Origin of the sequence: Dulcicalothrix desertica PCC 7102 (genome assembly GCF_003991905.1) — a bacterium.
Taxonomy (GTDB): domain Bacteria; phylum Cyanobacteriota; class Cyanobacteriia; order Cyanobacteriales; family Nostocaceae; genus Dulcicalothrix; species Dulcicalothrix desertica.
On the sequence record NZ_RSCL01000007.1, the window covers coordinates 1 to 21,754 of the forward strand.

Here is a 21,754-nt window from a genome sequence, read left to right on the forward strand (position 1 = left end):
AGAAACCCTAGTTGTAAAACTGTGGACAGGAAAAGTATGGCAATTCCAGAAAGTTAGCTATAAGTGTCGAGAATTACCACCTGATTACGTTAAAGGGACTTTTTCTTTAATTTATGATGAAAGTAAACTAAAATTGGTTTGGGTAATTCAGAAAAATACACCCTCAAAAGGAAAGTTAGTAGACCATATAAAAGCTTATGGTAAGCTCCGAATTCTAAGCATTGACCTCAACTTAGATGACCCGATAGTTGTGGGTAAGGTATTAGAAGGATACGAAGATACGGGCGTTGTTGTAGAGTTAGCCAATCTACGGATAAAAGGAAACAATCGACTCCATCATCTTAGGAAGCGTTATCTAGGTAAAATTGCCAAAGCCAAAAGTTTAACTAATACTAAAACTGAACTAGGTGTATTACCTCCTGAAAACTTATGTGCCAAGCTATGGAAGCGAATCAAAAATTTGGAAAAGGAACTTGTTGAAACGATTTCGTACTCAATTGTGGAAATTGCGAATGTTCACAATTGTAATGTAATTGTTTTTGAAAACCTGAAAACTTTAAAGCCTCAACGTGGTAAGTACTCGCATCGGAGCAACGCAAAGCGTTCGTTTTGGGTTGCAAAGAAAATACAAAAACGAGTTGAGCAGAAAGCTTTAAATAGGTACTCAATTTATACTGTTAGAGTCAATCCAGCATATACCAGCATTACCGATTCGCTTACCGGTGGCAAATGTTTAAGAGGTTCACAAGTTGGTGTACTTAACCTTTATTTATGGAGTGATTCTGGATTAGGAAAATTAGTATTAACACCGGATAATAAAATATTATGTTCTGGTGAGAACGCGGCTCGGAACATTGGTTTAAAATACCTGGCCGCGAAGTTTGAAAAGCCTGTAGTTTTTAAAAATGCAGGTTTACCCACAGGTTGTGTTGTTTGGCTAAGAGAGCCTGTGGGTAAAGGGAATGTGGTTATTCCTGCTTGGTCTTGTGCGTAGTGTTACATTGGTAACGAGATACCATCGTATAAAGTAGCGGCTAGTTCCGTCGTCTTTTCGATTGGTGTATCGAACAGGATCACAAAGCGAGTGTCCGGTTTATCCCGAATTACTCATACCACGGCGCCGAGTACAATCTATCTAAATAGTGAATTCATCTATTAACCTACGATGAAGCAACCTCTTTCTGGAGAAAGATTTATGCAGTAAGCCAGATGAAGTAAAAATGAAATGTCAAATGTAACAATAATTGTATCCGATGAAACTAAATTACTTAACAAAAGGGCTTTCGACGATAGGACGCTGGATAGCTACAACTCTATTTTGTGTATCAGCATTCACCTTTGTTTGGCAGGGTGCTTATTTTTCAAACACCGCAGCATTAGCTTCTCAGAATCAAATTTTAATCGCATCAAGAGACGCAGCTGATCAAGCTCAAGAAGCAGCTAGTGAAACCAAAGGAAAATCTAAAGGTTTTGTTGAAAATACAAAAGATTTCGTCAAGGATGCTGCAAAGAGCAACGCTTCTAAAGTAGACAACGCAACAGATGATGATAACCCTATTGCGCGTAAAGCTAAGAGCGATGCAGCTACAATTCAGGAAAGAGCAGAGGAAGATGCTGCTAAAACTGAAAAAGCTATAGACAAAAATATGAACGCAGTTCAACGCACCGTTGAAAACATCAAAGACGCTTTTAGCAATTAGTATTCCATTTTATTAATTTCGCGATAATGTAGAGGCTGAATATATTTGGTCTCTACATTATTTATTTTACTTATCAAAATTTATAATTAAGTCATAAAAAATTAAGGCGTGGATGTTGGTATTGCTGTGGGTATTACCGTCACTGTTGGTGTAGGTGTTGGTGTTGGAGACGGTGACAATGTTGGAGTCACCGTTGGTGTCGGTGTTGATGTTAATGTAGGTGTGGGTGTAGGTGTGGGTGTAGGTGTTGGCGCCACAGGGTTAGTAGCAGATATATTAAGCGAATAACCTAATTCATCTGAGCCAGAAGAAGCTACAACAAACTCATAAAATCCATCTTCGGGTAATATTAGTGATAAACTACGCGCTCGTGAGTCTTCTAAAAATCTTTGACTACCGCTTGGTGAATATGCTGATAGCAAAACTTTACTGTTAGCATTTAGTTTCAAATCGAACTGTTGATCTTTTGTAAGGCTAGCAATAAATACTCTACCATCACCTGGTTTGAGCGTACCACCCGAAGAAGTACTTGTGGCGCCGGGAGCAAATGTAAGTTTTCTAAATGCACTGCCAGCTATAATAGCAGTTAGTTTATCGTTGACGAACCCTTGCCAAACTTGTCCAATAGGTTGGTCGATAAAGTTTTTACCGCGTTGTTCAGGAAATTGTCGATAGAATGCAGCGTCTCCTAAATCGTAAAGCGAACGACTACCTACATTAATCTTATTAACCTCAATTTTCCAACGGTCACGTTCCGCAGCAGTAAAAGTACCGAGTTTTTGGCGTGAGTCTGTACTTAATGGAGAAAGCTTTTCTAAAACGCTTGCTGCTGTTTCATCCCATTTAGCTCGTAAAGCTGCATCAGAAGGAGCATCACTTAATGAACGTCCTTTTTGGCTGGGGTTTTTATCCCAAAACAGTTGATTGACTAAATTTACATAGAAATTAAAGTCTATACCTAATTGCTGGCGCCGCGTTTTTAATCTTTCTTTTCTTGCTCTTTCTTCGGGTGAGTAGTTAGCTTCGGGGTCTGTAGGTTGGTTATTAGTAGGAGTTGGACTACCTGAAGCAATTGGTTGCGTTGTACCGTTACCAGATATATCAGGTGAACCTATCAAGTTTTTTGCACCCCATACACCAGCACCAACAACACTAGCAGCAACCACCAATGCAACGGCAACTTTTCCAGGTGTCCACCAAGGTGCGGGAGCAGGAATTGGAGATGGGGGACTATTAGCAGTTCTTTGTGCTGTGGGTTGAGAAATTGGGGAATTAGAGGGAGATACAGCTACTGTTGCTTTTGTACTCTGTTGTTGTGGTGGTAACTGTGTTGGTGGAAAGTCTGTAGATGGATATTGCGTGGCAGGATAATTAATAGGTGAGTTGAGTGCTAACATTACTTGTCTTGCACTTTGATACCGTTCACCCGGAACTGGCGCCAACATTCTATCAAGCATTTGCCCAAAATTAGGAGTTAAATCAACTTCCCGGCGCCATTGCCAAGTTAAATTGTAATTATCAATAAGTTCCTGCGGTTGTTTTCCTGTGAGCAATACTAATAGCGTAACTGCCAATGCATACAAATCACTATGCGGTTCAACAATACCCGTTTGCATTTGTTCTGGAGGAGCATAACCAATTTTACCTAGCAGTGTCGCCGGCGAAGAAGCAATATTTCCACCAGTTTCATAGTACTGCGAGGCAACAGCAGCGACAACTTGTTTAACACCACCAAAATCTATAAGTATAGGTAATTGGTCTACAGAGCGTAGAATTAAATTATCAGGAGATATATCACGATGAATTACACCCATCGAGTGAATATAATCTAAAACAGGCAAGATTTGCTGCAATAATACCTTGACTTCTGCTTCACTAAACCGCATCCCCTGTATTAACCGAGTGTCTAGTAACGAACGATAAGTTTGCCCCTCAACATAATCTTGAACTATAAATAAATACTCTTTACCACCCAAGTTGCTGCGGAACAGTTCACGAAAACGTGGAATTTGCGGATGTTGAAGTTTATATAAAACCGTAGCTTCGCGTTGAAACAACTCTTCAGCTTTTTGCAAAACGTAAGCTGTTTGAACTTGCGGTGAAAATTCTTTAATAACACAAAGTTCGCGAAAGCGGTTGATATCCTCAGCTAAGTAAGTTTTTCCAAACCCACCCTGTCCAATTTGTCGTACAACTAAATAGCGTTCTCCCAAAGCAACCCCCGGTTGAATACTTAGCTGCACTCCCGTTTCCATTTTTTCACCACAATGCAAGCAAAATTTACTACCTGCCGGGTTTTCGTGTCCTTTGGAACAATACATACTTCCCTATATTAATTTCTCGCTTCCAGTTTACTCACCTTGTCTGCCGCAATTGCATACCAAATTTGACCAAATGTTGGTTGGTTGAGTTTCCCACGTCGTTGTCCTGGGAACAAGTCATCAAATTTACGGTTGGTATCGGTGTTGAGTTGTTTTATTGTATAGTTCCCAAAATCACCATTAGAAGCTCTTTGCTCCCATTCTTGATAATCTTGCCCTCCATAGCTTCCCAGCTTTTGACGCGCTGTGCTACTGAGTTTAGCTTGTTCTAATTTATCTAGTAATTCTTGTCCAATACTTACCCATTGTTGGCGTAAGGCTTCATCTTCGGCGCCAGTGCCTAAATTTCGACCCTGTAATTGTGGGTTTCTAGAGTAAAAAATAGAATTAACCGTTTGAGTAAAGAAGCCTTCGGGAATTTGTAATGATGCACGGCGACTCGCTATATTACCACGACTACCATTATTGCTTGTAGTGGTTTCAGAAGAAGAATCTGAATTACCACCACCAGGCAAACTAGGTAAGGAAATGCTCGGCAGTGATATAGATGATACACCTTTGACTACCGCATTAACTACTCCCCAAGTTCCAGCACAAACTAAAACTATCGCTGTTGTAGTTACAGCACTAACGGCAAATGGACGCATCCACACTGGTAAGGGTAAAGCATGGACTGCCATTTGTGTTCTAGAATGCAAATTCCCTGCCCGTCGTGCAGGCGCCGCTATCATTGTTTTAATTTTTGTAATATTTGTATTGGCTTTGTTCACAGCAGGTGAGTGTGCGGGTGAGAGTTTTTGTAAATCTTTTATAACTTGTTCTGCGTTTTGATAGCGGTCGCTTGGTTTATATGCAAGCGTTTTTTTTAATATTTTTTCAAGTCCTTGGCTAACTTTTATATCTGTACCCCAACGCCAAGTTCCTTGGTAGCTATCGTAGAGGTTTTGTGGTTCTTTTCCGGTGAGAAGCACTAAAGTGCTTACAACGAGTGAATATAAATCACTACAAGGAAAAGCTTTACCTTGACGTAGTTGTTCTTCGGGTGCGTAACCTTTTTTGCCCAATAAAGTGCGGTTGGCGCCTAGTTGCGTCATCCAAAACCCTTGCGAAGCGGGGACTTGCTTAACTCCACCAAAGTCTATTAGTACAGGTAGATTATCTGAACTCCGTAAAATTATATTATCAGGAGAAATATCACGGTGAATTACATCTCTTGAATGGATATAGTGCAATACAGGTAACATTTGCTTTAGTAAAGAAATAATTTCTTCCTCGCTAAAGCCATTTTGCCCATGAGAAAGACGCTTATCTAATAAATCCCAGTAAGTATCACCCTCAATATAGTCTTGCACCAAAAAGAAAAAGTCCTTTTGTCCAAACTTAGTTGAGAGCGAAGCGTGAAATTTAGGAATCTGTGAATGTTGCAGTTTTTTAAGAACATTTGCTTCGCGTTCAAACAATTCTTTGGCTTTTTGGATATCTTCTGGTTTTTCTACCTGGGGTGCAAACTCTTTGAGTACACACATTTGGTTTAACTGAGAATCTTCAGCCAAATAAGTACGTCCAAACCCACCTTGCCCTAACTGACGTAAAATTTTATAGCGACCAGTAATAATCTCCCCTTGCGGTAGTGGCAAAGACTCACCGCATTGGATACAAAAACGATTACCATTAGTATTCGCGTGTTGTTTGCTGCAATAGATGTGCATAGCGCAGTAAGGACAATTAAGGGGGGTTTTTAGTAAATTGCTACAACGTTAAACGTCGCTATTACGGAAATATCACTTTTTACCATCAAATTACTACATTGACAACTATGATTAATCCAGAAGAAAAAAAACAGTATGCACAGCAGGCATTTTTAGATTTTTTAAATACCTCCCTAGATACTCGAATTCAGCAGCATAGTGACATCAAACCGACAGACGCAGCTTTAAAGCTATTTAATAATGTCGCTGTAACTGTGCCCGCATACAAGACCTTCCTATCACAAAACGGTATTAATCCTGCCAACATTCAAACAGAGAGCGATTTTCAAACGCTTCCACCCCTAACAAAGCAAAACTACCTACAAAAACATTCTCTACCTGATTTGTGTCGTTACGGACAAATCGAAACCAGCGATATGATAGCAGCATCATCTGGTTCAACAGGTAAACCAACATATTGGTGTAGATTTTTTGCTGACGAGTTAGAAATTACTACACGCTTCGAGCAAATCTTCCACGATAGCTTTTTTGCAGATACTCGTCGCACTCTCGCAGTTATTTGTTTTACCCTCGGTACTTGGGTAGGTGGAATGTTCACAACTAACTGCTGTCGCTACCTTGCAATGAAAGGCTATCCAATTACAGTTATTACTCCTGGTAATAATAAAGAAGAAATTTTACGTGTTGTCTCGGAACTCGGCGCCAATTTTGAGCAAGTAGTTTTATTAGGATATCCACCATTCCTCAAAGATGTAATAGATACAGGAATAGCACGAGGTGTTGAGTGGCGCCAGTACAACATTAAACTAGTGACAGCAGGAGAAGTATTCAGCGAAGAATGGCGAAGTTTAGTAGCAGAAAGAATAGGTTCACAAAACCCCTGTTATGATTTTGCATCATTATATGGAACCGCCGACGCTGGAGTATTAGGCAACGAAACACCACTATCTATATGTATTCGTAGATTTTTAGCAGAAACACCTGAAGCCGCACGCGCATTATTTGGAGAATCACGTTTACCCACACTTCTACAATATGACCCAATTAGCCGCTTCTTTGAAGTAGAAGACGGCGCCCTACTTTTCTCAGGCAACAACGGCATCCCATTAATCAGGTATAATATTCTAGATAACGGTGGCATAATTACATACGATGCCATGCTTAAATTTCTAGCAGAACGGGAATTCAATGTAGCACAGGCATCCTGCCTGTGCAGTCAAAGAGGCATCAGAAACCTACCATTTGTATACGTATTCGGACGCTCAAACTTTACAGTTTCATACTTCGGCGCCAACATATACCCAGAAAACGTCACAGTAGGTTTAGAAGTACCAGAAATTAGAGAATGGGTAACAGGCAAATTTGTATTGCAAGTAATAGAAGACAGCGATAAAAATAGACATTTAACTGTTACCGTAGAACTGGCGCCAAATATTGAAGTTAGCGAAGATAAAAAACAAGCAATAACAACATCTATATTGACAAAACTAAGGCGCCTTAATAGTGAATTTGCTAACTATGTACCTGCCGAATATCAGGCGCCGCAGGTTACTTTAAAATTACATGGCGATGCCGAATACTTCCCCATAGGTGTAAAACATAGGTATACACGGGCGTAGTAATCCCCCCAACCCCCCTTAATAAGGGGGGCTAAGAATTGAATTATTTTAGCGTTTTAATTAGTAAGAGCGCGAACCTTTCTTGTTCCCCTCGAACTCGCGGGGGTTAGGGGGGATCATCATGGGCTGAAATTTTTACAGGAGTATTGTATAAAACTGTCTATAAACTTGTTTGAGCCAAACTTATTACTATTGGAATTAATTTGAGTAAACTAGTCAATGTTACTATAAGTAAAGGCAAAAATGCTAGGATATTTAAGTAGGTTAAGTTATGGCGAATAAGTTGTCACAGATAGATGGTTATGATGACTTTTTGCGGGAAATAAAAGAACGTGTTCGGGGCGCCCAAATTAGGGCATCATTGTCTGTTAACCGCGAGTTAGTATTACTTTACTGGCAAATTGGGCGCGAAATTTTGACACGACAGCAACAGCAGGGATGGGGGGCAAAAGTCATTGAACATCTTGCAAGAGATTTAAAAGAGGCTTTTCCTGAAATGAAGGTTTCTCAGCACGTAACCTTAAATATATGCGCGCGTTTGCTGAAGTCTACTTAGATGAACAATTTGTGCAGCAGGCTGCTGCACAAATTCCTTGGTTCCATAACTGTGTCATTTTAGATAAGGTAAAAAATAATGTTGAACGTGAATGGTATATTAAAAAAACTATAGAAAATGGTTGGAGTAGAAATATTTTGACCATGCAGATTGAAAATAGACTTTTTGAACGTCAAGGAAAAGCAGTTACTAACTTTAATACGACTTTACCAACTTCTCAATCAGACCTTGCCAGAGAAACTTTAAAAGACCCTTATATATTTGACTTTTTAAGCTTAGGAGAAGAAGTTCAAGAAAGGGAAGTAGAAAAACAACTTGTCGAACATATTACCAAATTTCTTTTAGAGCTAGGTGTTGGGTTTGCTTTTGTAGGGAAACAGTATCCTTTAAAAGTCGGTGCCGAGAATTTTTATATTGACTTGCTTTTTTACCATGTAAAACTACATTGCTATGTTGTGATTGAACTCAAAGCGGGCAAATTTCAACCGGAGTACACAGGAAAGATAAATTTTTATCTCTCGGCGGTAGATGATTTACTCAAATCTTCCGTGGATAATCCTTCAATTGGTTTAATATTATGTGCAAGTAAAGATAATGTGATTGCTGAGTATGCGTTACGTGATGTAAACAAACCAATTGGCATTGCCGAGTGGCAAACTCAACTTACTAAGTCGCTACCAAAAGAGTTACAAACAAATTTACCAACTATTGAGCAGTTAGAAGCAGAATTAGACTCGGTTTCTATAGAAATTGAAGATTAAGCATGTTATTATTACCACACTAGCCTCATATCTAAAACAAAACCTGGTAGTACATCTTCTCCTGATAATGTTGCAGGAGAATCTAGTATTTCTACTTCTTGTCCCAAGCGATAAATTTCTACACGACGATTTTTTCTATCTATTAACCAACCTAATCTAACTTTTGCTGCTATATATTAGCGCATTTTCGTAGAGACGCGATTTAATCGCGTCTCTACAACGCTCAAACTATCAGATGGGGACATTAACTCCAATACAAAGTCAGGAGCAATGGGGGGAAATTTTTCTCGTTGAGAAGGTGTAAGCGCATTCCATCTGTCTATTTGTATCCATGATACATCGGGGGAACGGTCGGGACCATTGGGGAGTTTAAAGCAAGTTGAAGAGTCAAATACTTCTCCTAGTTGAGTTTGACGGTTCCAAATTACAAAATCCGCAATCACCGATGCATTGCGTTTAAGAGTTTCTCCTCCTGTTGGTGGCGCCACTATTAGTTGTCCCCATTGATTACGTTCAAATTTGAGTTCAGGATTATCCCGACACAGTTGATAAAATTGGTCATCTGTAAGCTTGACTACATTATTAAAGTTGATGGTAATGGCAGTCATGGCATTTGTGTAATAGCTTGGTCTAATTTTAGCGTAAAGTCGTTAGTTAACGGGTACTGAGGGCGCCCATTCCATTTAATCGAAGAAACTACTCTTGACGCTGACAATGCAATTGCATTACCATAATTTGTGAAATCTGGCTGACAAACTTGAAAGTATTTATGGCGCTTAGATTTAATTAATGATTTATAACAAGAAATTGACCCGCAAAAAATGTGGTTACGCTCGTCGGTGCCAAGGCATAAGTCTTGGCACCGATTATAACCGCTCTCAAACAGGCAAACTTTTCCTGCTGCTACTGATAATCCGGCAATACACATAATCACTCATTGCTTTGGTCTGGTTTGAGATTAACTTTTTGCTCTCGCATCCTATCTATAATCTGTTTTTCTGCCACTTCTAAGTGAGCAAGTCCTAATAGTGTTTCTTGTTTCTTTTTTTGCACTATCTCTAAGTTACGAAGGAGGTATTGACCACTTAAATAATAATTGCCTAATCGCAGCACTTCCTCATCTGATACTTCTTTTCCAGCGAAAGCATTACCTTCAAGCTCTTCTACTTTTTCAATCCAGGCATGTGCTTGTTCAGGTGTCATGTCTATCTTCTCCAACGCAATTGATGTGCTTCTAAAAATTGTAGCGCTTTTTCTCTTGTAAGTATCATCTCTCTAGAGCCATCTGGGTTCTCTTCAAACCCAATACTGCTATAAAATTCTATGGCTGCTGGTATAGCTGCTACTTTGAGTATTCCACTCATTTCATTAGGAGGAGATGTAGTTATAGGTTATAGTAAAAACAAATATCTTGGAAATAATATCGGATGTAAGTTTATGAGTCTCAAAACTACAGCTAAAATTGCAGACTTGTACCGAGTTCCAGATAACGGAAAAGCTGAGTTGGTAAATGGAGAAATTGTAGTTATGGCAGCAACCGGGTTTCTACCTGGATTTGCTGGGGGGGAAATCTACAGTAGCTTGCGTGACTATGGATTTGCAACTCGGCGTGGTTATGGATTACCGGATAATGTGGGATACATTGTTAATTTGCCAGTTCGCCCAAAAGTCAGTGTTTGGTGGGAATCAGCTAATGGTTGGCAGGAATTTACTACAAATCTACCCAAACGTGAGTCTTTTAGTCCCGATGCTGCATTTTTTGCAGGAACGCTTCCGGAAAACCTGGGGAAATTTTTAGAAGGGGCGCCAATTTTTGCAGCAGAAGTAAGAAGCGAAAGTGATTATGGCGAAAAAGCTGAGAAGGAGATGGCTAAAAAGCGGGTAGATTACTTTGATGCAGGAACGTTAGTAGTGTGGGATGTAGATGTTCTTAAAGGGGAATTAATAAAAGCTTATCAGTCGAGCGATCCGCGTAATCCTATTATTTATCGACGGGGAGAAATTGCGGAAGCCCCCCTTGCTTTGCCAGGTTGGAGGTTAGAAGTTGATAGACTTTTTCCACCAATTTGGCTATGAGGAAAAATATGCTTTTGGTGTTTGACCTGTCCACCGTTTGAAAGCGCGATGAAAAGCACTTGGTTCAGAAAAACCCAGTATAAAAGCAACATCATGAATTGATGTATCAGGTTTTTTAAGATACCGCAGCGCTAATTCCTTGCGTGTGTTGTCTAAAATTTGTTGATATGAAGTCCCTTCACTTTGAAGCTCTCGTTGTAAATTGCGAACGCTTATAGTTAAATTACGTGCGATTAATTCGATTGATGGTACTTCTCCCTTCAGATTATGCGTTATTTCTCGAACCACTTGGTAGCTATAGGTATTTTCCTGGCTAAGATTAGACAGCATTGCCTGAGCATGTTGCTCAAAAGCTGAAAGTAGCTTCAGATTGGCAGAAATAACTGACCACTCCAAACAAGTAGCGTCAAAAACTAGTCGATTTTTTGATTGGGAGAAATAAACAGGCGCCTCAAAAATGCGTTGATGTTCGGATATATTATCGGGACGGGGGTATTGAAACCAAACTTCGTAGGGACAAAGAGATTTACCTGTAAGTGTTTTAGCAGCAGTCAGCAAGGTTGAAAAACTTACTTCGATTGGTTGCCGAGGTTCTTCGACTAAATAGTTTTTTAGATGATTTACTATTTCCCACTCGCAAAGTACTTGTCCTCGTGAAACAGTGTAATGCATTGACACACCTTGGCTGAACAAGCACATATAGCGAGAAAGCTTATCAAGCACCTGTCCGAACGTTTGGCAGTTAAATAATACGTAGCCAACAATGCCAATTACTGACAGGTTGAATTTCTCTCCCATATGTAAACCAATATCTGAGTCACCTGTCTGCTTAACAATTTCGTGCCACAGAGCTAGACTGGTTTCCCCAGAAACATAACTATCTGGCATCGTCAACAAACGAGGGTCAATACCAACAGCAGCACACAAGCGGTTAGTATCAATGCCATGTACTGCTGCTGCGTATTGTACAGAGTTCCGAATCAAAGATATAGAGAAGGTTGCCTCTTTCATCTCCCCTCAAGCATTTTTCAAAATGGCACATCGAGTCAATTTTATGGCGCCATCGGTCAACTTCTAATTAAAACAACCGAATATCTTTAAGTTATTGGAACTGCAACAACATCAACAACTTACACAGATAGGAGTTTTACAACCATGATGAGTTTTTTGCAACAGTTATTGAACATGTACCAGTTTTAGAAACGGCGCCTATTGGGTTTATGTTATGGGAAATTTGGCTAATTGTTGTTGGTGTTTTCTTGCTGCAAAAAAATGCAGGGCGCCGAGTTGTAGCATAGGCGTCTCGCCTGTGCAGTGATTACAAGTAATTAATTTTACCACAGAGACGCAGAGGACTACTAGAGTTGAGGTAGCAATTCTTTTTATAAGAGTGTTTTTAACCAATAATTTTCTAATGCTTTGTTAATTGTTTCTCTTGAATATTCGTCCTTTAGAGAACAATATTCGAGATATGAAACGATTGCTTGTCTTTCCTCTTGGTTAAAATGTGAAAACTTTCTTGTTGCTATTTCATACCAATTAAAGTTATCTTCCCTCTCAAATTCCTCGTCAACTAACCCGTATGTTAGATGGAACACTGCGTCAGCATTAGACCAAGCTCCTTCGATTTCAGGTATGATTAAATCGGCAATCAGGAAGGCACTTAGAAAGTATCTAAATCCTTCATCAGTGAAAAAGCTTAAAGCTGCGGAGTTTACAGCAAGAAAATCCGGGTGAAGCGTTTTCCAATTTAATCCTCGAAACTCCATTGCATACTCCGCAGGCTCATCACCCAAATCTGAACCGCAAAGGCTATTATCTCCCGGATATGGAGTTTTTTCAAAAGCTACGTTGATTTGCTGTTGAAGTTCTCTTACTTGTGGGTCTTTGGAAAGTGGATACTGGTAATTATGGAGACTTCGATAAAACTCTTCACTTTTTGCTTGAGCCGGATGTGTTTGTTTATTCCAACCCCATCTCAAAGCCTGCGCGCTCAAAAATTTTAATTGAGGCAGCGTGTCAAATACTAGCCCTAAAAACGAGCAAACTGCTTTATACTGTTCTGAGGTAAACAGCGAGGTCTGATACTCAAAGTCTTCATCTTTACCACAATAATATAAACTATGAAAGCTAGGATTTAAACTAAAAACTGTTGAATGAATAAGGTCGTTATCTTCTGAAAAATTAGAAAGGCATTTAGTTAATAGAGACGGTAGATAATAACGATAACCCTCAGCGCTTAAATAACAAAACGAAGACCATTCTTCCACCAAAAATTATTGTTCGAGACTCAACCAGTTTTTACCGACAAGCTTTTGTCCTATTTCCTGTTCCTCCTCCCAATCACCTGTAGATGGTCTTAATAAATTTGCCAGCTTTGGTACTTCTAGCCAAGAAAATGCATCAATTATTTCTTGTTCAACTTTATCAATCATCTTTTTACCCCATGCACCTCGAAACAGTATTCCAATTGCTACAACCGCAACCAGCATAATTCCGCACTTTTATTTAACATTTCTAGTTTTTTGAATTGGCGCCAGTATCGTTGTAACAAGCAGTACGCTCATAAAAGGCGCCCACTACTTAGTTTTATCAAGCGAGTTAATCTGCCCGTAGCATTTCAACAAAACGACGAGAAGAGTGTGCCTTCATTAACCAATATAATTAGACTTAATATTAACAACCCATTCTTTCAATCGATAAAGTTCTTCTTGATCTTCCATCTTAATTAGTTCTTTATTCGCTTCGCAGTAACGAATAATTTCATCAATTGCATCTAATGGTAAATCAAAGTTCTCTGCTGCTTCTTCGCTGTTTAGTTCGTTTTCTAGCATATCTTGCCAAACTACAGATGCTAAAAGGCACCGTCCTTTCACATGAAGCTGTCGTCTCCAAGGATGGGGACGGGATACTAAATATTTCCAAGTTGGCTGTGGTTCCCCTTCTAATTCAGGTACGACCAGATGAATTTGCTTGTTGGGCGTTGCAATTCTAACTTGGTAGCCTTGTTGCAGATAATTGTGGAGAACCGTTACCACCGATATTGAACGTAAAATTGTTTCTTTTGCAGTAGTCAGTCCCATCGCTTGCCGCAACCACTCTATTTGCTCTTCTTGTTCAGGTGACACATTAAAATGTAGTTGTTTTGTTTCTCCTGCTTGGCTCATCGGCGTTCAATACTGCTCGGTTAAGAAAATTCGATAAAACCATAAACCTTGTAGAGACGCGATTAATCGCGTCTCTACGTGCCCGGAATCAACGCAAAAAATCCTTAACCGAGCAGTATTGCATCGGCGTTAGAGTTATACAAGTATATTATGAGTATACTTTACTTATCCAATTCATATTAATTTCTTGAAAAGTAGCTTCTAATAAAACTTGGTAGCTATGGCAAGTACTGTTAAATAGGGGCATATGTGAAAGATAAATTGTTTTTTCTCCAATTATCCTCATGCCGTGAATGCACTGGGGCGTTTGAGCATATGCGGGAAGTGTTGAGAATAAAATTCCAGCAATAGTAAATACTAAAATACTAAGTAGTTTTACTATTTGGGATATTGGTTGTTTCATAAAATATATTTTTCTTTTGGTATGATTACAATTTTGTATTCGCCCCCCGCTAGGTAACTCCGAAGGGCAAATATTTAAGTCCGAGCTATCTCACTAGATAAAAATACTTGAGCCAGGAAAAAGCTCTCCTTCTACGACTGGTGGTACTAGAAAAATTCCTCCAGCGCGCACCGTTAAAAACCTATCCATTCCAGGTAGGGGTTTATCGGGGTCGCCACCGAAATTTGTTCTGCCCAACCACTTATCTTGCGTCAATATGCGGAATAAACGTTCGGGAGTATCTTGGAAGCTTACAAAGTTCAACCCAGTCCGAAAACTAGGGGCACTATCTGTAGGTTCGAGGAATTCATAACCCTGCCGAAACACCCGCGATGAATTACGATCGCTGACTGGTGTAACGTGCTGATTGGCTCGCTGGACGTGGCTTTGCTTTAAGCTTAATGCGTTGACATTTGGAGGTTCTTTAAAGTCTTCAAAAGCTCGATTGCTAAAATCGGATGCTTGCCCAGTAAAAGGACAGCCCGTTCTCACTGTGAGGTTGTTTTGGCTATCGAGGGATTCTATAGGGCAGCCAGTCAGCTTATCCCGACCGACCAAAAGTTCTTGTTGCCCTCGTTCTAGTGCCTGCCAAATGCTTAAATCGATTCCCAGACGGACAAATGCTAAATAAGTACCTCCCTCTATCCATTTTTCTTCTGGTAAGGGACTGCGTTTAATAGTAATTGCTCCTTCGCGTTCGGAGCTTTTCATATTAGAAATGCCATCGTGGAAATCAATCCAACTGCGTTTGTCATCGCGTTGAAATCCGCTGTAAAAGCCCGTGATTAGCAATGGCGCGCTTTCGGTTGTTGGGTCGGTCATGCCAGAAAGAACTTTCCAAGTTTCGACGATGGCACGGTCAACAGCAAGCTGGGTTTCAGCAATAAATTGAACGGTAATTTCTTCGGTGGCGGAATTAATTTTAACATCCGCAGCATATTTAAGACCCGAACCAATTAGGAAGGAACCGCCTCCCGCAGGTAGAGGTGAACGGAATAAGCCAAAGTCTTGAAGGTGGTTTGGTAATGTACGCCGCACTTCGGGGAGTTTAAAGGTATTGGCGCCGTAACCAACTAAAACCGTTAAATCGCCACTAGGGACTTCTTGGTTGGGTAGGTCGCGCACTTTACCACTTTTGAGTTCTTGGTACATCTGCCACAACTGGGCAAACGCTTCTCCAACTTGGCGAGCATTTTGACCCGATGCAGCTCTTAGGAATAGGATGTTAAAAAACTTACCTGGTCGCACTCCCGGAGCATGATAGATTCCTTCTTGGAGTTTCACTAGCTTTCCCTCCGAAATCCCATTGTTCTGGGCGCCACGCGAACCATTTGCAGAGCATTATCAAATTCTTCTTTAAGGTTCCTAATAATTTCACACACTTCAGCTTGCTGGCAATCAATTGATTCGCTGCTGGCAGTAAGGACGACATATTCATCATCAGCTACAGGGGTGGGTTTTCCTGCAATAACTAATGGTCCTACTTCAATTTGCTGCACAACCTGAAAACCACCGATCACGGGTTCTTCTCTAGAACCGACAACTAAGGTAATATCATCCAAAAATGCCTCATCCGAGTCACTAGGACCAAATTCAAGATGCTGGAACATGCCCTCCTCAGAACCTCGGCTCCAGCGCACCCACTCAGAGGGAATAGTATCTCCTTCAAACAAAAATACATCTTTGGTGAAAGAACGAATGTACATCCCTAAAGGATTAGCAAAAGCAACAGTTTGACCATTAAACGCTGCACCTAACGCACCCATTGCTGCTGCCGGGTCTGCATGGCGACAAGCTAACTGTTCTACACTAAATTGACGGAAAAGCTGTTCGCGCGTTGCTTTTTCCAAACCGTTATCAGTGCGATTAGCGTAGGGTTTTGCACCAAACATTACAATGTACAGCAGGTCATCCAGTCCGTTGATTGGATGAGTCATAAACAGTGCATTTTCGGTATTTATCTTGCCCGTCGGTTGTCTGGGTACATTAGCTTCCACCATCTTGTTATCATTACCGTGACCTGCAACCAATGTTGAAAATGCAATCTCTCTTTCGTCTTCACTTAAACTTTCGGGGTCGCTAACTCCATACAAGTCTTCCCAACCTGGCTCAAATCCAAGAATGCTTTGTGCCATAGAACGCAGAGTTTGGGGGTCATGCTTGGCAATGCAAACCCAGTATTCCCGAAGTTCGGTTGTAATTTGAACTCTTTTCGGACGCATCCGACCTGTAGCATCAGCCCGTTCAATAACCCGATATTCGCAGTATTCATTGTGTAAAACATGCCTACCACGAGAACCCCAATCAGATAATTTCTGCCCAACATCTGACCCCAAACAAAAAGCAGGTTCTGCCGGGTCACCAAACCACTGAATTGCAGCTAAAACTGATTCGCTCAAGCTTTTAGGGTCGAGACTAAAAAAGCGACTGCCTAAATCAGCTTGTAAATTGTTGTAAGCTGCTTGAATTGCCTCATTCCATTTTTGGACAAGTTCAAGACTAAGTATATCCGCGCGACCTGGAACGTCGTAAACCATTGCTATATATCTCCTTTTAAATGCAAATAATTACAATGCCATACACTCAGATAATCGTGCATTCCGCAAGAAGAATGCAATTTTTTAGATTATCTTTTTTCTAAGTATTGAATCAGATGCTTTTACATACATTCCGGAAAAGCAGAGGAAATAACATTTTTAGTCAGCATTCACAACTGTTTTTATAACTTGCTTGAAAGCATCCCATATAATTTCCTCCTATAACTAAAAAAACTTGATTTGTCACCCTTGCTTATTTATCTTGTTAACTTTTAGCACTTATGCGGGTTTGCATTTAAATTTACATTTGTTTACAAATTAGATTATGATAGATAAAAATCTATGGTTCAGAGCTTCTTACTGTTTTTAGCTAACGTAAAAGTCCACTCTTGTTCAACTGCTCAGTTAACCCATTCCATTTATCAAGTAGATTTGCAAACTCTTGAACCACACCACTCAGCCCTCTCAGAAGGTTTCCAATATTAAACAAAGCTACCTCAGCTTGACTTGCACTTTTTTGGTTAACGGCACTGTTTAATTGTCCAACTTCTCTTTTTAAAGTTACTTTATCACTGTTAGAAATTCTTAAATCAGACCGCCTTATAACATTTTCTACTTCAAGCGTAAAAGGCATGACGTATGCTTTCATTCCAATACTTAACAAGCCGTCAAGTGTCGTATTTTGAAACATTCGTTTACGTCTTTTACATTCTTCATAAAGCTCAGTATTTATAGCTTGCAATTCTTTGAGCAATTGCTCATACTTTGCTTTATCGCTAGCGCTAATCTCAACTTGCTTTTGTTTTTTGGGAAACATATTTCCTACAATTCCCGCAGAAAGCACTCCAACACCCAGTATGCCCCACCCAACAGGACCAGCCAATAATAATCCAATACCACCTGCCCCTGCACCAATGCCAGATGCGGCTCCCAATCCCATCATAACTCCAACTCCAGTTGCAGTACCAGCTACCGAACCTAAAGTTCCCACTTCTTCCGTAACATTTCCTGAACTTACCTGAATCTCAGAAATCTGCTTAACAAGCGTTTCGATGATTTGAGCATAATTTTTACTGAAAAATTTGGGAGAAAACATTTGCAAAGCAAACAGAGGACTTCCCCACTCTGACCACTTTTCTACACATTCATATACTTGAATTGCAGCGCTTCGCTTGTCACCTTGTAGATTAAAGTAATGAAAACTACCATAATAGCCAAAAGCAATCAATATTTTATTGTCAATTTCACCAGAGGTTCCGTGTGTATTCTCATTAGGGTTAAGCTCTATAAGAACACTAAATTTTTGACGTGCTAGTTGAAATTCGCTATCTCGAATCTTTGTAACACCTGAATTTATACCATCAATCAGATGGCGCATTCCTGCTCTTGCATTCCTCAAAACTTGCTCATCTATTTTTTGACCAAGGCTTTGTAAACTATCTTGAACTTCATCAAGTTTCTCTAAAATCTTTTCTTGGTTTTTTAATACTGTTTCATTTTGTGACTTCATATTAGTAAAAGTAGAAATCACCAAATTGGCTAACTCCAATTCCATTCCTTGCATCATATAATAAAGCTAAAAGTTCTAATAACCTGAGAAAGTATTTTGTTCAGACTAAGGACTATTTTTAGGTTTTTCTTGCTCTTTGCAAAAGTTATTAACTTTGTTTTCGCCATCATTTATTTTTGCATTTGGACTTTTCTTCATTTCTACTCCTTGCAATGTTATTGATTCCAAAGTACTTTCTCTCATTTCCAGTGGGTCGCTATCAGGGTTAATGGGAGCGGGAGTAAGAACAGACTCACTACCTGCTAATGTTGGAGTTACTAGTTGAAAACCAGGAGGAACCTCATACTTGTAAATACCTTTGGGTATAAATTTGATAATTTTATTATCATTAGCATTTATAGTTAAAACAGTTTGTTTTTCTTCTGGAACTGGCAATCTTTTGCTATCGCACACTTTTCTTAAGCTAAAACTACGAAATTGACTATTGCTGGAAGTAAATGTCCATTCTAATAAGGTCAAGTCCTTCAAAAGCTCTCCGCTGGCTTTCCCCCAGTTGCCACCAATTTCTTTATCTCTAAGATTAATTGTGTTAGTAACTTTTTTACTTCCTGTGAGACGTGATAAATCAACAGAAATTAAGCCTGCAAGGTGGACTTCTGTGTCTTTCTTACCCTGGACAGCAAGACCACCAGCAGATAATGTAAATATTGATGCTTGTAAGCTAGGTCCAATAAAAAGGCTAGTTTGATCACCTAATCCTGCACCAAATAAAAATCCAGCAGAAGCATCACCAAAATTAGTTATTTCGCTGTTCACCCCAACTAAAGGAGAAATTTCACCTCCACCAAAATCTATAACTCCTCCACTGACGATACTGATATTTTTACTACCTCCAAGCAAACCTTGACTAACAACTTCTCCTAGCTTTTTAGAGCCACCAGCAAATGTTAAAATTCCTTCTAGTTTATTAGATGCATCTTCTTGATTTAACTTATTTATTAAGTCTTCTTTTCTTGGCTCAAGTGCTATATTTGTTTCCTCAGAAAAGGAAATATAGCGTACATCATCCAACAAACCAATATTTTTATCGCTCTGTTTAAAACTAATTCCAGCTTCTAGATTTACTTTTGTTGCCTCTGAAACTTGAGTTGGAAAGAAAATCTCAAATGGTTCTACTACAGCTTTAACAGCAAAACGATAAAGTGTAACTTTCGGCTGTTGCTTAACAACAAATTTGTAAACGTTAATCTGCCAATTTATTTTTTTATCCGAGATACGTGGTAATTGTGATGATGTACCTAAACTATCTGATTTTACTTCAAGTGAGTAAGATATACCATTGCTTTCAAGTAATGTCGCAAGTATGTTTCTATCTCTTACCACTGCAAGGTAATCTGATGCTTCGATTGATTTTGCTCTTAATAAATCTTGAATAATCGGATTTTGAAGATTCCAAAGCTGTCTAAAATTACTGTCAGAGTTTCTGATATTCTTTAAGTCTGCTACTCCCAGAGCTTGTTTTAATATATTTTGTTCTGTTGCAGAAATTTTTGTCAGCCATTTACCATTTGCTAAATCTTCATTACGAATCTTAATTGGAACGGGTGAATAACCATATTTTCTTGCAGATTCAATTATACTTTTATCCGTGGGCAACGGTTCCCATTCTAATTGAATCTTGCTACGCGCTCTATCGTTAATAAAACTAATCATTCCATCAGTAAATCCAATTCTAATAGCGCGCGCAGTCTGTGCTTCAATCGATGGTTTTTCTTCTTGATTTTTTTGCTGTAACGTTCCAGAAGTTTCTCCTGAACTATCGCTACTTTGAGCTAATGTTATTGAAGATTGTGTAATCAGTAGTGAGGAGCAAATGATTGAGATGATAATTTGACGTAATAGCATCAATTTACTGATATTTGATTAAATTACTATATTAGGTGTGCTGGAAAGACAAGAGCTTGAGTAGTACCTTCTCTTTTATTATCATCTGTGATAATTAACATACCTAATAATTTATCTGAGCTATTTAATACCACTGCTGCTCCATGCGCCCTATCAAGCAACCTCTGCTTAAACTTCACTGTGTAAGCTTGAATTTGCAAGCCAGGTTTCAAATATGCATAATTTTCTACTGTCTTTTCAACACTTCCTGATATTTTTACTCCATCAATCGTTATACTAACACTATCGCCGATACTCACCTCTGAAGGATTAGCAAATTCGCGAGAAGATGGAACAGTTAGTAAACCTTCAGCTAGTTCAATAAATACAACTGGTTTAAAATCTATTGAAGTGAAAGGCGCCTCAAAACTCTTGATGGTACCAATTTTAGCTCCACTAGTATTTCTAACAGCAGCACCTACTAAGTCACCCAAAGAGTCAACTTGATTAAACTTAACTACACTATCGTCACCAAATTCAAAAATACAAATATCTATTGGCGCCACTAAATCACCGTTCTTTTCTCCATAAATTTCACGGCTAGGACTTCTTCCAACACCATTAAAGTCTGGACGAAATATTCCCATAAAACTCTCCTTTTAACTATATCAATGACGTAAAAACATTACATTTCAACTTTTGCGGCTTCTGTCTGGAGTTGGAATAAACAAACTTCAATATTATGTAATTCTTCGAGGCTTTCAACATGCCTGACATCAAGCAGTAAATTACCGGCTTGAGCTTGTAGAAGGCGATAACTACCAGCCCTTTGTTTGACAGGGAATGCATTATTCAATGATTGAATTGCAACAATAACTCCTCCAATAATATTTGTGATGATTCTCCTGTCATTCTCCTTGACTGTATTTACATTACTTAAGATAGTAATAAATAAAGTCAGAATAATTGTTGTAATCGTCAAGCCTGCATCCCAATTTCGATTAACTCGTTTTAGTCGAGTCATTTCATTGGTTAGTACTTCAATTTGCTTCTCTATATTTTCTCTTTGTTCGTGAATAGGACTTTGAAGTTGCATATTTTTTTAATTCAATCGTCTAGATTGTGAGTTTCGTTTACTTTCTTGCATACTTATTCGGACGAAATCAGAAGTTTATGCAGGTTAGCAGTCAAATTTATATTGATTTACAAAAACCACTGTGATAGATGAAAGCCTGATACAAACCTATACAACAATCTAGAGAATTTGCTCGTTGCAAATCACCTAATGTGCATTAGTAACAGCATTAGTATTTAGCGTTAGTAAGGTTTACAATACAATATGTTTCAGGTTAATGGAGTACATTTGAACGGACGAGATGCCCATCCCACAATGAAAAAGCTCGCCTTTGACAAGCGCGAGCTAACTTATTGCTATGATGGCAAAGCCATGTTTATTTCATGAGATAAATCAC

21 protein-coding genes and 2 pseudogenes are annotated in these 21,754 nt (G+C 39.2%); 6 read left to right on the top strand and 17 right to left on the bottom strand.

What is annotated here, in order from left to right; genetic code table 11:
* Together DSM106972_RS15745 and DSM106972_RS15750 are read left to right on the top strand one after the other, a co-directional pair.
* Window positions 1–994, top strand: a pseudogene (locus DSM106972_RS15745) (IS200/IS605 family element transposase accessory protein TnpB); the annotation flags it as partial.
* A gap of 259 nt (window positions 995–1,253) precedes the next feature.
* Window positions 1,254–1,700 carry a hypothetical protein gene (locus tag DSM106972_RS15750; protein WP_127081603.1) on the top strand — a complete coding sequence of 149 codons (447 nt, stop codon included), beginning with the start codon at window positions 1,254–1,256 and terminating at the stop codon, window positions 1,698–1,700.
* A gap of 101 nt (window positions 1,701–1,801) precedes the next feature.
* Here the strand turns inward: DSM106972_RS15750 and DSM106972_RS15755 are convergent, their stop codons facing one another.
* A complete protein-coding gene (locus tag DSM106972_RS15755) occupies window positions 1,802–4,021 on the bottom strand; it encodes a serine/threonine-protein kinase (RefSeq protein WP_127081604.1) in 2,220 nt (739 codons plus the stop codon).
* An 11-nt stretch (window positions 4,022–4,032) separates the two neighbouring features.
* Entirely contained in the window at window positions 4,033–5,730 is a 1,698-nt protein-coding gene (locus DSM106972_RS15760) for a serine/threonine-protein kinase (protein ID WP_127081605.1), read from the bottom strand.
* Window positions 5,731–5,837: 107 nt separating this feature from the next.
* On the opposite strand from DSM106972_RS15760, the gene DSM106972_RS15765 reads away from it, so the two are divergent.
* The 3 genes from DSM106972_RS15765 (at window position 5,838) to DSM106972_RS53475 (ending at window position 8,666) form a co-directional block, all read left to right on the top strand.
* Window positions 5,838–7,349, top strand: a complete 1,512-nt coding sequence (locus tag DSM106972_RS15765; RefSeq protein ID WP_186538413.1) for a phenylacetate--CoA ligase family protein — start codon at window positions 5,838–5,840, stop codon at window positions 7,347–7,349.
* Between the two features lie 271 nt (window positions 7,350–7,620).
* Window positions 7,621–7,905, top strand: coding sequence for a DUF1016 N-terminal domain-containing protein (locus DSM106972_RS53470; RefSeq protein ID WP_233787102.1), 285 nt, complete (start codon window positions 7,621–7,623; stop codon window positions 7,903–7,905).
* On the top strand, window positions 7,878–8,666 hold the full coding sequence (locus tag DSM106972_RS53475) for a PDDEXK nuclease domain-containing protein (RefSeq protein ID WP_233787101.1): 789 nt from the start codon (window positions 7,878–7,880) through the stop codon (window positions 8,664–8,666). The genes DSM106972_RS53470 and DSM106972_RS53475 overlap by 28 nt, the downstream gene beginning before the upstream one ends.
* 11 nt (window positions 8,667–8,677) lie before the next feature.
* Here DSM106972_RS53475 and DSM106972_RS15775 read toward each other — a convergent pair.
* From DSM106972_RS15775 to DSM106972_RS51390, 4 genes and pseudogenes are all read right to left on the bottom strand, one after another.
* Window positions 8,678–9,274 (bottom strand): annotated as a pseudogene (locus DSM106972_RS15775) (Uma2 family endonuclease).
* Entirely contained in the window at window positions 9,271–9,594 is a 324-nt protein-coding gene (locus tag DSM106972_RS15780; protein ID WP_127081606.1) for a hypothetical protein, read from the bottom strand. The pseudogene DSM106972_RS15775 and the gene DSM106972_RS15780 overlap by 4 nt, the downstream one beginning before the upstream one ends.
* Before the next feature lie 2 nt (window positions 9,595–9,596).
* Window positions 9,597–9,869 (bottom strand): hypothetical protein, encoded by a 273-nt coding sequence (locus DSM106972_RS15785; protein ID WP_127081607.1) that lies wholly within the window; start codon window positions 9,867–9,869, stop codon window positions 9,597–9,599.
* A 2-nt stretch (window positions 9,870–9,871) separates the two neighbouring features.
* Window positions 9,872–10,030, bottom strand: coding sequence for a VOC family protein (locus tag DSM106972_RS51390; protein WP_158632827.1), 159 nt, complete (start codon window positions 10,028–10,030; stop codon window positions 9,872–9,874).
* Window positions 10,031–10,103: 73 nt separating this feature from the next.
* On the opposite strand from DSM106972_RS51390, the gene DSM106972_RS15790 reads away from it, so the two are divergent.
* On the top strand, window positions 10,104–10,742 hold the full coding sequence (locus DSM106972_RS15790) for a Uma2 family endonuclease (RefSeq protein ID WP_127081608.1): 639 nt from the start codon (window positions 10,104–10,106) through the stop codon (window positions 10,740–10,742).
* On the opposite strand, the gene DSM106972_RS15795 is transcribed toward DSM106972_RS15790, so the two are convergent.
* From DSM106972_RS15795 to DSM106972_RS15850, 11 genes are all read right to left on the bottom strand, one after another.
* Window positions 10,737–11,753 carry an AraC family transcriptional regulator gene (locus tag DSM106972_RS15795; RefSeq protein ID WP_127081609.1) on the bottom strand — a complete coding sequence of 339 codons (1,017 nt, stop codon included), beginning with the start codon at window positions 11,751–11,753 and terminating at the stop codon, window positions 10,737–10,739. The two genes, DSM106972_RS15790 and DSM106972_RS15795, sit on opposite strands and share 6 nt — an antisense overlap.
* Window positions 11,754–12,124: 371 nt before the next feature.
* Complete coding sequence (locus tag DSM106972_RS15805) at window positions 12,125–13,012, bottom strand: DUF6714 family protein (protein ID WP_127081610.1); 888 nt, start codon at window positions 13,010–13,012, stop codon at window positions 12,125–12,127.
* A 6-nt stretch (window positions 13,013–13,018) separates the two neighbouring features.
* Window positions 13,019–13,234 (bottom strand): hypothetical protein, encoded by a 216-nt coding sequence (locus DSM106972_RS15810; protein WP_127081611.1) that lies wholly within the window; start codon window positions 13,232–13,234, stop codon window positions 13,019–13,021.
* Between the two features lie 159 nt (window positions 13,235–13,393).
* Window positions 13,394–13,909, bottom strand: coding sequence for a hypothetical protein (locus DSM106972_RS52535; protein ID WP_201800735.1), 516 nt, complete (start codon window positions 13,907–13,909; stop codon window positions 13,394–13,396).
* Window positions 13,910–14,057: 148 nt separating this feature from the next.
* Window positions 14,058–14,312 (bottom strand): hypothetical protein, encoded by a 255-nt coding sequence (locus DSM106972_RS53480; RefSeq protein WP_127081612.1) that lies wholly within the window; start codon window positions 14,310–14,312, stop codon window positions 14,058–14,060.
* A 93-nt stretch (window positions 14,313–14,405) separates the two neighbouring features.
* Window positions 14,406–15,635: a Dyp-type peroxidase gene (locus DSM106972_RS15825; protein WP_127081613.1), complete on the bottom strand. Its 1,230-nt coding sequence runs from the start codon at window positions 15,633–15,635 to the stop codon at window positions 14,406–14,408.
* On the bottom strand, window positions 15,635–16,888 hold the full coding sequence (locus DSM106972_RS15830) for a DUF8225 domain-containing protein (RefSeq protein WP_127081614.1): 1,254 nt from the start codon (window positions 16,886–16,888) through the stop codon (window positions 15,635–15,637). Before DSM106972_RS15830 ends, DSM106972_RS15825 begins: the two co-directional genes overlap by 1 nt.
* Window positions 16,889–17,258: 370 nt before the next feature.
* Window positions 17,259–18,455, bottom strand: coding sequence for a hypothetical protein (locus DSM106972_RS15835; RefSeq protein ID WP_127081615.1), 1,197 nt, complete (start codon window positions 18,453–18,455; stop codon window positions 17,259–17,261).
* A gap of 48 nt (window positions 18,456–18,503) precedes the next feature.
* Window positions 18,504–20,303, bottom strand: a complete 1,800-nt coding sequence (locus DSM106972_RS15840; protein WP_127081616.1) for a hypothetical protein — start codon at window positions 20,301–20,303, stop codon at window positions 18,504–18,506.
* A 26-nt stretch (window positions 20,304–20,329) separates the two neighbouring features.
* The gene (locus tag DSM106972_RS15845) at window positions 20,330–20,929 is read right to left on the bottom strand and encodes a hypothetical protein (protein WP_127081617.1); all 600 of its coding nucleotides are present in this window, start codon (window positions 20,927–20,929) and stop codon (window positions 20,330–20,332) included.
* 38 nt (window positions 20,930–20,967) lie between these two features.
* Complete coding sequence (locus tag DSM106972_RS15850) at window positions 20,968–21,378, bottom strand: hypothetical protein (protein ID WP_127081618.1); 411 nt, start codon at window positions 21,376–21,378, stop codon at window positions 20,968–20,970.
* Window positions 21,379–21,754 lie beyond the last annotated feature (376 nt).

Excerpts from the sequence above, each read along its gene's own strand:
- DSM106972_RS15750 (WP_127081603.1), top strand. The coding sequence starts at position 1,254 with ATGAAACTAAATTACTTAACAAAAGGGCTTTCGACGATAGGACGCTGG.
- DSM106972_RS15755 (WP_127081604.1), bottom strand. The coding sequence starts at position 4,021 with ATGTATTGTTCCAAAGGACACGAAAACCCGGCAGGTAGTAAATTTTGC.
- DSM106972_RS15760 (WP_127081605.1), bottom strand. The coding sequence starts at position 5,730 with ATGCACATCTATTGCAGCAAACAACACGCGAATACTAATGGTAATCGT.
- DSM106972_RS15765 (WP_186538413.1), top strand. The coding sequence starts at position 5,838 with ATGATTAATCCAGAAGAAAAAAAACAGTATGCACAGCAGGCATTTTTA.
- DSM106972_RS53470 (WP_233787102.1), top strand. The coding sequence starts at position 7,621 with ATGGCGAATAAGTTGTCACAGATAGATGGTTATGATGACTTTTTGCGG.
- DSM106972_RS53475 (WP_233787101.1), top strand. The coding sequence starts at position 7,878 with ATGCGCGCGTTTGCTGAAGTCTACTTAGATGAACAATTTGTGCAGCAG.
- DSM106972_RS15780 (WP_127081606.1), bottom strand. The coding sequence starts at position 9,594 with ATGTGTATTGCCGGATTATCAGTAGCAGCAGGAAAAGTTTGCCTGTTT.
- DSM106972_RS15785 (WP_127081607.1), bottom strand. The coding sequence starts at position 9,869 with ATGACACCTGAACAAGCACATGCCTGGATTGAAAAAGTAGAAGAGCTT.
- DSM106972_RS51390 (WP_158632827.1), bottom strand. The coding sequence starts at position 10,030 with ATGAGTGGAATACTCAAAGTAGCAGCTATACCAGCAGCCATAGAATTT.
- DSM106972_RS15790 (WP_127081608.1), top strand. The coding sequence starts at position 10,104 with ATGAGTCTCAAAACTACAGCTAAAATTGCAGACTTGTACCGAGTTCCA.
- DSM106972_RS15795 (WP_127081609.1), bottom strand. The coding sequence starts at position 11,753 with ATGAAAGAGGCAACCTTCTCTATATCTTTGATTCGGAACTCTGTACAA.
- DSM106972_RS15810 (WP_127081611.1), bottom strand. The coding sequence starts at position 13,234 with ATGCTGGTTGCGGTTGTAGCAATTGGAATACTGTTTCGAGGTGCATGG.
- DSM106972_RS52535 (WP_201800735.1), bottom strand. The coding sequence starts at position 13,909 with ATGAGCCAAGCAGGAGAAACAAAACAACTACATTTTAATGTGTCACCT.
- DSM106972_RS53480 (WP_127081612.1), bottom strand. The coding sequence starts at position 14,312 with ATGAAACAACCAATATCCCAAATAGTAAAACTACTTAGTATTTTAGTA.
- DSM106972_RS15830 (WP_127081614.1), bottom strand. The coding sequence starts at position 16,888 with ATGGTTTACGACGTTCCAGGTCGCGCGGATATACTTAGTCTTGAACTT.
- DSM106972_RS15835 (WP_127081615.1), bottom strand. The coding sequence starts at position 18,455 with ATGATGCAAGGAATGGAATTGGAGTTAGCCAATTTGGTGATTTCTACT.
- DSM106972_RS15840 (WP_127081616.1), bottom strand. The coding sequence starts at position 20,303 with ATGCTATTACGTCAAATTATCATCTCAATCATTTGCTCCTCACTACTG.
- DSM106972_RS15845 (WP_127081617.1), bottom strand. The coding sequence starts at position 20,929 with ATGGGAATATTTCGTCCAGACTTTAATGGTGTTGGAAGAAGTCCTAGC.
- DSM106972_RS15850 (WP_127081618.1), bottom strand. The coding sequence starts at position 21,378 with ATGCAACTTCAAAGTCCTATTCACGAACAAAGAGAAAATATAGAGAAG.